General features: G+C 36.0%; 9 protein-coding genes. 4 read left to right on the top strand and 5 right to left on the bottom strand.

The window, feature by feature from the left end; translation table 11 throughout:
- Nucleotides 1-40: 40 nt before the first annotated feature.
- From H1P_RS26745 to H1P_RS26730, 4 genes are all read right to left on the bottom strand, one after another.
- A complete protein-coding gene (locus tag H1P_RS26745) occupies nt 41-622 on the bottom strand; it encodes a 7-cyano-7-deazaguanine synthase (protein WP_222427255.1) in 582 nt (193 codons plus the stop codon).
- Between the two features lie 73 nt (nt 623-695).
- Nucleotides 696-1,277 (bottom strand): hypothetical protein, encoded by a 582-nt coding sequence (locus H1P_RS26740; RefSeq protein WP_144873387.1) that lies wholly within the window; start codon nt 1,275-1,277, stop codon nt 696-698.
- Entirely contained in the window at nt 1,277-2,038 is a 762-nt protein-coding gene (locus H1P_RS26735; RefSeq protein WP_246141968.1) for a P-loop NTPase family protein, read from the bottom strand. Before H1P_RS26735 ends, H1P_RS26740 begins: the two co-directional genes overlap by 1 nt.
- Before the next feature lie 3 nt (nt 2,039-2,041).
- Nucleotides 2,042-2,431, bottom strand: coding sequence for a hypothetical protein (locus H1P_RS26730; RefSeq protein WP_144873384.1), 390 nt, complete (start codon nt 2,429-2,431; stop codon nt 2,042-2,044).
- Between the two features lie 325 nt (nt 2,432-2,756).
- Between H1P_RS26730 and mobF the strand changes: the two genes are divergently transcribed.
- Together mobF and H1P_RS26720 are read left to right on the top strand one after the other, a co-directional pair.
- Nucleotides 2,757-5,645, top strand: coding sequence for a MobF family relaxase (mobF, locus tag H1P_RS26725; protein WP_144873381.1), 2,889 nt, complete (start codon nt 2,757-2,759; stop codon nt 5,643-5,645).
- Nucleotides 5,642-7,201: a type IV secretion system DNA-binding domain-containing protein gene (locus tag H1P_RS26720; RefSeq protein WP_144873380.1), complete on the top strand. Its 1,560-nt coding sequence runs from the start codon at nt 5,642-5,644 to the stop codon at nt 7,199-7,201. Before mobF ends, H1P_RS26720 begins: the two co-directional genes overlap by 4 nt.
- A gap of 89 nt (nt 7,202-7,290) precedes the next feature.
- Here the strand turns inward: H1P_RS26720 and H1P_RS26715 are convergent, their stop codons facing one another.
- The gene (locus H1P_RS26715; protein ID WP_144873377.1) at nt 7,291-8,880 is read right to left on the bottom strand and encodes a pentapeptide repeat-containing protein; all 1,590 of its coding nucleotides are present in this window, start codon (nt 8,878-8,880) and stop codon (nt 7,291-7,293) included.
- Nucleotides 8,881-9,279: 399 nt separating this feature from the next.
- Between H1P_RS26715 and H1P_RS26710 the strand changes: the two genes are divergently transcribed.
- Complete coding sequence (locus H1P_RS26710) at nt 9,280-9,576, top strand: hypothetical protein (RefSeq protein WP_144873374.1); 297 nt, start codon at nt 9,280-9,282, stop codon at nt 9,574-9,576.
- A gap of 98 nt (nt 9,577-9,674) precedes the next feature.
- On the top strand, nt 9,675-10,334 hold the full coding sequence (locus H1P_RS26705) for a MarR family transcriptional regulator (protein WP_186376158.1): 660 nt from the start codon (nt 9,675-9,677) through the stop codon (nt 10,332-10,334).
- Nucleotides 10,335-10,413 lie beyond the last annotated feature (79 nt).

Here is a 10,413-nt window from a genome sequence, read left to right as displayed (position 1 = left end):
TGAGACATCAACGATAGGGATATTGCGAATTTGGCATATTTCATCTAATTGCATCTAGCATCCTCCTATTAATACAAGAAGGACATTCTCCACAAGGGCGATCGCTTTGACGCTCGCAGCTAAATGTAATTTCCACAGGAACTTTATTTTTATGGCAATACTTATATATGTCTTGTTTGGTGAAATCTAGAAATGGAGCTTCAATTTGAACTGTACCTCCAAAGTAACCATCAAAAAGATGTTGAATATCCTGTAAAAATTCAGGGGAGCAATCATAATAAGGCGTTCCTGAATGAATGCCCAAAGATAAAATACCTTGTTTAGCGGAAAAGGTACTGGCAGCAGCCATTAATAAAGTCGCATTTCGGCAATAATATTCACCTTTGGCGTGGCTAATTTTCATACCTAAATCGATAGAAGAAATAGAAATTTGATAGTATTCTGCCAAAGCATTTACTGAGCGTCGCTCGCCAGCTAAACTAGGTTGACCATAATTAAAGTGAATTCCATTGATATTTGCTCTTCTTGACTGATAAAAATTGATTAAAGCTGCGGAATCTGTTCCACCTCCAATCAATAAATAAATCTTGATTTGTGATTTATCTAAAATTTGGGAATCCAATTTGCCTAGTCAGATATACAAACATCACTGTTGTAACAATTTTCAGATGTTTTGTCATACATCAATAATATTGTTAGCTCAACAGTAGGGAAATTACTAGCCACCCCACTAACGCCATAATAGGAACGATCCAAGCAATAATAACTGATTTAAAAGCAAACTTCCTCGCATTTTCAGTCTGCATCAACATCTGCTTCTGTTTCGTTAACAACACAGTAGTAGAATTTACCAACCCCGTAGAAATAGTCTGTAAATTATGATTTTCTTTTGCCAAACCTTCAATGACTTCAACTAACTTCCACTCCAAATTATCTTGCTTTTTCTCGATACCAGACAATTGACTTTCTAACTGCTGTGTCATTCCACGAGCAGTTTTAATAAATTGATTGCTGTAAGATAAAGCCGATTCTTCTAACTCCATCTTCGCCTTAACTATCTTCTCACCAGAAGCACCTAAAACTTCAACAGCAGCCAAATTCTGCGCTACACAAAAGTAAAAATCAAACAACTCATTATCCAGAAAATACTGATTATTACTCAACCATTGATAAACTCGCTGACGAATCTTTATTTCTTCATTTTGTAATCGTTCATCTATCAACTTTTTCAACTGACTTTGCTGTTGAGGTAAAGTTGGCTTCTTCAAATAGCTCACTAATTCAACCTCAGACTTTCAACATTAAAACTCGCATCATTCAAGACAGTATAAGTTCTTCGTAAATATCCCCTCAATCCAGCCAATTGAGCCGTACTAAACTCAGAATATCTTCTCGCTTCCGTAAAACTAAGAGCATTCTTATACACAGTTGTCGCAGTATCTAGCCTCAACTTAGGCAGGTCAATAACCTTCAAATTGTATTTGCCGATCAACTCAGGAGTAATAAACAAATTGAAACTTTCCCAATCTTCGCAGCGTCCTAAATTTCTAACTAATATGTGTTGAACGTTATCTTCAAGAAACTCCAGAGTTCTGAGAAATCCTTCATAACATTCAGTCGAATCATCCAGTACATACCAATTCTGAATCTTTACACCCAAATCTTTAGATGCTTCTAAAATATCGCTAGCAGTTAACCAATGATTAAATGCTTCTTCTACATTTCCTGGCAAATCAACTAACACTAATTTCTCTAAAGCCAAATCTAGAATTTTATCTGGTATTTTGAGATTTCTATCTAACTCACTAAAGCGAGTCGGTAGAGCAAACTCTGGATACGCTTTTAAAAAACTCTCCTGTCTATCTGCATCCACTGCATAGAAATCTAAATCCGATTCTAAGCAGTAAGCAGCCTTTAATTTAGAGAGTAATGTCTTACCAACACCTCCTTTCTTACAATTAGAAATTTGAATACCTGGACGAGTCGGAATGATCTTAGAGTCTGATTCTGTCTGTTTGGTTTTAACTTTCATAATCATGGTTTATTTCTGAGCAAATAACTTATCGATTGCCGATTGTTTGACATCAGTTTGAGATGATGAAACAAGAACTTCGGCTTTATTCTCTTCTGGCTTTTCTGAAGGCAAAACCGAATCAACCGTCTCAGATATTTCTCCTGCTTCCTTATCTAATTGACGGCGATACTCAGTGTGATATTGCTTTAAAGTAGCAGCACTAATTTTGACTCCCGTTTCTGTAATCGATTGAGCCAAGTCATCATATTCACATCCTCTAGCCAATGCCGATTCAATTTTCAAATGCAATTTGGCAACTAACTTTCTTAAATATCCTGGTTGATTGGCTTTATTTTTCGTCTTATCAATCTTTTTAGCAATCGCTTTTTCAATGGGACTTAATTCTGACTGATTCATTTCTCATTCAATGCAGTTACTCTTTGATTATTGTGCCAAATATTTCGCTCTTTATGTAATTTATTTTTTGGAAAAAGATGCACTTTCAGTGAGATACATCTGATTTTAGATAGCAAATAATATACTAATTTAATTCCCACACCTAATGCACCCTCAGTGCGAACAAAATAAATAACTATCTATTTTTAAATAAATAACAAATAGAGAAGTTTGGGTATTTTTAGGTATTAACATTAAGATGTATTAAATTGCTTTTTAAAGGTAGTTATTAACTAATCAGAAATGTCACTATAAAACTGAAATAATTAAAAGAAATAAGTTAACTATGGTTTGCTCGATTGGTAAACTATACGCCAAAGTTAATGACTATGCTCAAGATAATTACTACACCAAAGATGCAGGATTAGAAAATAGTCAATGGTATGGAAACGGAGCAAAAATATTAGGACTTGAAGGTCAGGTTTTAACTGAAGATTACAACCGAGCCTATCATGGAATTAATAATAAAGGCTTCCCCTTACGCCAAAGACAATCGGGGAAAAAAGCCAATCCAGGTAGAGATATTACTTTATCCGCTCCCAAGTCAGTTTCTCTCTTGGGATTGGTTAAAGAAGATAAACAAGTAATTGAAGCTCATCAAACAGCAGTTAAACATACTCTCGAATATATAGAGCAGAACTGTATTTTTACCAGAACGGGAAAAGGAGGAGCTAATCGCCAACAAACAGATAATGTAATGGTTGCCATTTTTCAACACGATGATAACCGCAATCAAGACCCCCAACTTCACAGCCATTGCGTGATTTTCAATCAGACAAGAGGAGAAGATAGCAAATGGCGGGCGATGGATAATCGAGAACTATACCAACAGAAGATGACTATTGGTATGGTTTACCATCACGAGTTAGGAAGAGAACTGAAAAAGTTAGGTTACGAACTGACTTGGAATCGAGACGGAACTTTTGAAGTTTATGGTTATACACCAGAACAAATTAAGGCATTTAGCACCCGACGACAAGAGATAGAAAGTGCGGTGGGCAAAGATGCCAGTGCAGCTAAAAAAGCGCGAGCTTGTACAAGTACTCGTAGAGGCAAAGTACATCAAGCTGTAGAAGAAAGAGAAGGGATAAAAAAACTATGGCGAGAGAAAGCCGAATCCAATCGTATCAATCACCCTCAACCCAAATATGGCAATAGAAAACAACTTCTAAACTTACAAAACCAGCAAGAATTACTAACTGAAGCAATTACTGTAACGAGTGAAAAACAAGTCGCTTTTCCCAGACATATTTTGTTCAAAGAGTTACTGAGACAGTCTCAAGGCAACTTCAATTTAAAGGATTTACAACGAGAATTAAATAATAATCAAAGTCTGATTAAAACTAACGACGGACGCTTAACAACTCTAACCGCCATCAAAAGGGAAAAACAGATTATTCATCTGGCTCAAAGTGGCATGAATATACATCATCATCTTGCTAGTACTGAAACCGCACAAAAACAAGCCAAACAATTCAAACTAAACAAAGCTCAAACCGATGCTCTAATTAATTTCGTCACTAACAAAGATTCAGTAATACTCTGTCAGGGAGATGCGGGAGTTGGTAAAACCTACACCGTCAAAGCACTCAAAAAAACTATTTATCACAATATTTCAATGCGGGGTTTAGCTCCTTCTGCTGCTGCTGCCACTCAATTACAGCAAGGAACGGATATTCCCTGTCAAACCTTAGATGCTTATCTTAATATCCCGATAAAGTCTCTGACGAAAAACGAGTTAATTGTCGTAGATGAAGCAGGGATGATTAGTAGTAGCCAAATGAAAAACTTGCTGGAAAGAGTAAAACAAACTAACTCTCGTATCTTGCTCATTGGCGATACTAAACAACTGGCTGCGGTTCAAGCGGGTTTTCCTTTCAAACTACTGCAAGAGCAAACCAAACTGCCTACTATCCAAATCGATGAAAATGTCAGACAACAGAATATCAATCTCAAACAAGTCGTCGATTTACTAGCAGCAGGAGAAATCGAGAGAGGATATCAAAAGCTACAAGCCAATGACAGTATCAAACAAATGCCAATTGATAGCTTGAGAAGAGATGCTGTAGTTACCGATTATTTGCAACGAGACGAAAAAACACGACTACAGACATTAGTTTTAGCGGGAACGAACGTCGAAAAAGAAGCCATCACCAATCAAATACGTCAAGGCTTAATACAACAAGAAAAACTGGGTCAGAATTCCCAGCAAATCCCAATCTTAAAATCCAAAGACTTAGATAGATTCAGTCTTACTCAAGCGAGTAATTACCAAATAGGAGATGTGATTAAGTTTCGTCGCAACTCCGCCAAGTTTTCTCAAGAACTTTACTATCGAGTTGATGAAGTGGACTTAAAAAAAGGCATTGTAAAACTGAGAGACAGGTATGACAGTACTGAAATTCTAGAACTCAATCGCTACAAAGACAGGGAGGTATTTCAATCTCAAACTCGCGAACTACGTTCTGGCGAACAAATGAAATTTACCCGCAACCAATATCAGAATAAACAAAAGCAAATTAACGGACAACATTTTACAGTCATCGGCTTTAAAGATAATGGACAGATAGTCATTAAAACCAAAGGTAAAACTCAATCAATCACTCCAGACTCACTACTCTACTCCGATTATCGCTATGGGGATACAGTTCATAGCAGTCAAGGGAAAACAGCCAATTACTGTATTTATGCTGCGGGTTCGGGTAATTCTCTCACTGTAGGAAAAGAAAGTTTCTATGTCGCTGCTTCGAGAGCCAGACAGGAATTTACAGTTTACACCGCTAGTTCTAAAGCTTTAGGCGTTTCTGTAAACAAATCTAGAGGACAAGAAAACGCTCTTCCCCTAATAACTACACAAAAACCATCGAGAAATTCTGAATTTAAACTGCTCGTTGCTGCTAAATATTTAGTCGAGCATCAAGGAAAATTCAACCTTCAAAATCCTCAAGAAAAAACCTATCAGTCTTTAGATGGTACAGAAATCAGACGCAATAAAAACTATCTCACAATCAAGCAACAAGAAAAGGAACTCAAGTTCAATCGAGATAACACAACTGTTAACAATACTTTTTCCGCCACACAAATCAATTATCAAATCCAAGCCAGAACGAACGAGATGCAGCAACATCTTCAACTCAATAAAGCTAAAACTCAAAATCGGTCAATAAGCAGATGAAAAATCAAAAAAAACAGACAAATGATTCTCCTCTAGGAATAATTTTTATTCTGCCAATACTTTTCTTGCTTCTTTGGCACGTTAAAAATCCGCAAATTTCTCTGGTATTGATGGAACAGCCCAGATTAATCTTGCCCTACTTAATCGAACAATTTGGATATCTCAAGCTAATCCTTGGCATAGTAGGAATCGGTTCATTCTTGTGGCTGATACATATTAGTTCTCGTAATAATAATACTGGTGTTCTACGAGGCGCAAAAGTAGTACCCAATAGGCAACTCAAAGCCACATTAAAAAAAGAACCAAAACTTAAAAATCAACCCCAACTACAACTAGCAGGAATGCCAATCCCCGCCAAATATGAAAATAGGGGATTCTTTATGATTGGTTCTCCTGGGAGTGGTAAAACTCAAGCCATCAGTCAAATGGTAGCTATTCTCAAGCAGAGAACTGACTTTCGGGGGATTATCTTCGACAGAGGAGGGGAAATGTTAGCCAAATTCTACGACCCCAGAAAAGACCTTATTTTCAATCCATTTGATGCTCGTAGTTGTCACTGGTCGCATTATCACGAGCCAGCTAGACCAGAAACTATGGCAGCAGGTTTAATTCCTCTAGAATCAACGAAAGAGCCTTTTTTCTCTATTGCAGCCAGAGCAGTTCTCGCAGAATTATTTCGTCAAACTAAAAGTAATCAGGAGTTATTTGAGCTACTACAAGGTGATGAGACAGTTTTAAGCTCATTTCTTTCAGGTACTCTAGCTGCTAGATATTTGGGAGAAGAAAAAGTTTCGACTTCTGTACTTTCTACTGTCGCCAACTACTGTGAATTTTACTCCTCTTTAACTCAACCGCAGAATAAAGCACTGAGTTTTTATAGTTGGGGTGCGAGTGATAGCCCCCGATGGATTTTTATTACTCTCAGAGAAAATGACACGGAGTTATTAAAACCTCTGTATAGTCTGATTTTTGAGTTGATGCTTAAGGGTTTGCTCTCCAACGAAGAAAGAAACAGGAAAACTGCGATTGTGATTGATGAATTGGGTGCTTTAAATCAGCTACCTAGTCTCAATCGCTTACTCAGTGAAAGTCGAAAGTTTCTAGGCTGTCCAATATTAGGAACTCAAACCGAAGCTCAGATTACGAAGATTTATGGTCGCGAAGACACCAGAATTATCTTACAGGGAACGAAAACTAAGTTAATTCTAAATTGTGCTGACCCTCAAACAGCAGAAACAATGGCAAAGATTATTGGTAAACAGGAGTCAGTTTATGTGACTAATAATCGCAGTCGTAGTATTCAAAAAGGTGGCAGAAATAGAACTTTTAGTGAGAACGAGCAGTTAAGAGAAAGCTATGCTGTTTTTCCTTCTGAATTACAAGATTTACCAGACCTTAATGGCTATTTTAAGATTGCGGGTTTACCTGCTGCTAAAGTTAAAGTGAAGATTAAAAAGTTTCAGAATAGAGCTAAACGTTTTGTGGCTTCTTCAAATAAGCAAGATGAAACTATTCAGCAACAGTGGCAGCTATTTCAAGAACCTAAAATTGATTAAGTGAAAACATTAATTCAGACGAACTAACTATATCAAAAAATTTTCGTTAGTTCTCAATCAAAATTAGTGAGAGTGTCAGAAACAATTATTTATGTTATCTCAGTAGAAGAATTTTTTAACTCTTCTACTGCTATTTGAATATCTTTGCAATTATTTTTACTCAAACTGGAGTTAACAATCTGCCATTTATCCTCAACAGGTTTTACTCTCATTAATTCAATTTGAGCCTCAGAGTTAGATTGGAGAATAATTTCTTGTTCTGTTCTGATTAGAGTATACTTTGGACTAACAAGTTTATCGCTTTCCATAAAGTCGAGCATCTTAACAATCATTGGTGTTGCCAAGTTAACTCGCTCTTGCTGATTTTTTTCTTCAAATTGCACCATTTTTTTTAGTAGTTCAATATCCTTAGAATTAAGATTACTTTCAAGCAAATCGCCAGTTATTGTTAAAATTATTCTAGGTTCTGCTTCTTCAGATGTTAGAAAACGCCTTTTTTTATAATTAGGAATAACTCTTACAAATAAATCGTTATTATTTTTTCTGATTTCATAATAAGGGATTTCTTCATCTTTTTCTTCAATATTATTATAAACTTGAAAGCCGTACGTGTGACTATACTCACTGTATTTGTCAATTAGGACATTAGCTAAATTAACAGCTTCTTCTTCCATTTGATAAATCCGAAAAAATTTCTTAATCAAAGTCGAGTTATGGCGTTGTAAACAAATAATTGGTGCTAGTGATATGTCATTAATAGGAATACCTTCTGAACCACTAGCTGAAACATATATGTTGTTCTGTTTAATTCCAGCAAAATTAGTTCCTAAAAAAGAAACACCGTAAACAAAGCAATTGCTAAGAATTGCTTTTTCTAGAGATGCTTCATTTAAATTAGCTTCTCTAAAGTTTATGGATGATAATTTAGAGTTACTTAAATGAACTTTACTTAAAATAGCTCTTGAAAAATTGATTTTATTTAAATTTATGCCTTGTAAATAGGAATTTTCTAAGTTAGCTTCTACAAAATCAGAATACTGAATCGAAGCCTTACTTAAATTAGCTTCTCGAAAAATTGCCCGATTAAAACTTGTATCCGAAGCAACTAAATTTTTTAGATTGGCTTTTGTTAGATTAGCTTCCCTAAAACTACTTTCTTTAAATTCCGCTTTTTCTAGATTAGCCTCTATTAAACTCGCACGATACAGAGATGTAAGAGTCCCGTAACAACCTGCTAAATTAGCGTTATCTAGATCGTATCCTTCCAAATTCATATCTGTTAGCGAAATACCCGATAATTGAGGAATTACATCATGGTTTTTTTCTCTCCATTTATTCCAAGCTTTTGCTCCTTTTTTTAACAAGGCTAAATGCCTTTTATTATGAGTTAGGGTTTTATTTTCTACATTCAGACCTTTAATATCTGCTGAAGGTTTTTTAATAAGTTCAGAAAGTTCTTCAACAGAAAGATTAAGTAAAAAAGCCAATTTAGGAAAATGTACTTCATCTGGCTTTTGTTCGCCTTTCTCCCAACGTGCAATCGTAGATTGGGTTACTGAAGGCTCAAGAAGCTTCCCGAAAGAAGCTTGAGTCAAATTGTTTGTCTTTCTAATTTTCTTTATTAATTCTCCTAAAAGCTGATTTGATAAGGGCTGAGTTAATTCAAAATCGCCTGTCACAATTTGCTAGAAATATGTATTTAGACCCCTAACACTATAGCAAAGAATCCTCTTTTCGACATATATCTTTAAAAATATTTACTTTTATGCGCAACTATTGCGCATATTTTGTTTAATTTTTATCATTTTTTATTTATATATTAAGCATTTTATTTTTAGTATGCGCTTATCTGTGGTATCTTTGGAGAAGAAACGATATAAAAGCAAAAGAGCCGAGACACATAGGGTTCACCTGGGAAAGTGAAAAAGCCCTTCAACGCTCGACTCTCTAGTAACAGCTTTCGCTGTGCCATCTATATTTTACTCGACCGCAGTGAAATATATTGTTGTTTGGCTAAAGCTAGTTTCGGAGAGTCATAGTTTGTATCTCGGCACTCTACAAATCAGAGGAACAACAATATGACAAGTTTCAACGTGCCACAGGGTTTAGCTTTCGGAAACTGGATTAGAAAAAAAGAAGCTGCTAAGATTATAGGAATGTCTACTCATACTCTTAAGCTCTATCGAAAGAAGCACTGGACAGAAAATATTCATTTTCTGTATCTGAATTCACGCACTATCCGTTACAACGAGAGCTTGTTAAGAGACTGGATTGCCAATCGTTATTGTTCCAAAGCACATCAAAGAGCAATTGAATTCTATTTAGCTTCCTTGCTTTCCAATCAGCAGAAAAAACGCGGTCGTAAATCTAAATAGATTGATCGCAAATTTGACAGCCTAAAACTCAAGTGCCTCTAGAAATCAAGAATTTAGAGGCACAGCTTCGCTACACCTTAAATTTAGAATTAATCATCATGACTCAAACTAAGATTCAGGGAAAGTTTTATCCTCTCAAAAGTGATGAATGGTTAGAGAGTATCAAGCAGCTAACTTTTTCTGAGCTTAAAATTCTCTACTACGTAAGAGCCCTCGATCCTTATAACAAAGGCATAAATTTAACACCCGCACAGATTGCTAAGGATTTATCTACTGAGGATTCTCAGATGCATCGCTCTACTGTTGGCAGAGCTTTAAAGTCTCTAGAAAAAAAGGGTTTTCTGAAAATGGAACTACTTCAAGTTCGTATTAAAGTTAATCCTCAAGGATTTCTCTCAGAAGAAAAAACAGCAGATGTTGTGACCACACAACGAAATTGCGAGCAGACAACACATGATGCGTCACCGCAACAGAATGTGCCTCCACACAACATTGAGTGCAGCCAGGCAACAAAATGTGCGCCCACGCAACAATCATCGGCTGAAAATCAATCTGAGCAAGGGTTTCAAATCTCTAAGACTCTTAAGACTTATTTAGACTTTAAAGACTCTCTCTCAGAAGAGGAGAGAGAAAAATTTTTACTATTTGTCAAAGAGCAAATTAAAGATTTTGCTCGACCCATTAACGATTTGGAAGCTTGGTTAGCCAGTAATACGAAATCCGATTATAAAAGACCTGATATAATTCTCAAAAAGTAACCCAAAAAAATTAATGCCGAGAAAAGCTTATTTAGTAAAGCATAAGAGCTCAGAGGAATTGAAGCGAAAATACTTAAAG

This window comes from Hyella patelloides LEGE 07179 (genome assembly GCF_900659865.1).
GTDB classification, from domain to species: Bacteria; Cyanobacteriota; Cyanobacteriia; order Cyanobacteriales; family Xenococcaceae; genus Hyella; species Hyella patelloides.
Note: the sequence above shows the minus strand (reverse complement) of the source record. Positions and strands in the feature narration are given on the sequence as shown.

Excerpts from the sequence above, each read along its gene's own strand:
- H1P_RS26710 (WP_144873374.1), top strand. The coding sequence starts at position 9,280 with ATGACAAGTTTCAACGTGCCACAGGGTTTAGCTTTCGGAAACTGGATT.
- H1P_RS26705 (WP_186376158.1), top strand. The coding sequence starts at position 9,675 with ATGACTCAAACTAAGATTCAGGGAAAGTTTTATCCTCTCAAAAGTGAT.
- mobF (WP_144873381.1), top strand. The coding sequence starts at position 2,757 with ATGGTTTGCTCGATTGGTAAACTATACGCCAAAGTTAATGACTATGCT.
- H1P_RS26735 (WP_246141968.1), bottom strand. The coding sequence starts at position 2,038 with ATGATTATGAAAGTTAAAACCAAACAGACAGAATCAGACTCTAAGATC.
- H1P_RS26730 (WP_144873384.1), bottom strand. The coding sequence starts at position 2,431 with ATGAATCAGTCAGAATTAAGTCCCATTGAAAAAGCGATTGCTAAAAAG.
- H1P_RS26720 (WP_144873380.1), top strand. The coding sequence starts at position 5,642 with ATGAAAAATCAAAAAAAACAGACAAATGATTCTCCTCTAGGAATAATT.